We start from the raw sequence: 369 nt of genomic DNA, 5'->3' as shown, positions 1-369 counted from the left end.
TGGCACCGCTGTCTTTGACTTTTTTGTTTTGTGTACTGGTTTTTGGTTTGTGACTGTTCGTCTTCGTCATAAGGACTCCTTTCCGAAAGGGAGCAAAGACAAACAGTCAGACACTGAAATTACTTTTATTGTACCAGTGAATGATGTGAAATACAATAAATGCTCAGTTCTTTCCCGTTGATTTCTTTGTTCCCCGTCTGTAAAAATAAAATATTGAAATGTGTGGCCGAATGGCCGGAATCATGCATCAGCGGGAAAAGATTCCCGAAGGGACAAAAGAATGCTGTCCCGATTTGATGTAAGGCCAGTATATACCCTCAGTGAGAAAATAACAAGAGAAAAAAAGGGGTGAATTCTGATATAATGAGA

1 protein-coding gene is annotated in these 369 nt (G+C 39.6%); it reads left to right on the top strand.

The window, feature by feature from the left end; translation table 11 throughout:
• Positions 1-181, top strand: a 181-nt coding sequence (locus H6A32_RS15985; RefSeq protein WP_204864837.1) for a hypothetical protein, incomplete at its 5' end; no start/stop codon positions are given.
• Positions 182-369 lie beyond the last annotated feature (188 nt).

Source organism: Drancourtella massiliensis (assembly GCF_016900655.1).
GTDB classification, from domain to species: Bacteria; Bacillota; Clostridia; order Lachnospirales; family Lachnospiraceae; genus Sellimonas; species Sellimonas catena.
This window is presented reverse-complemented; position numbering and strand designations above follow the sequence as displayed.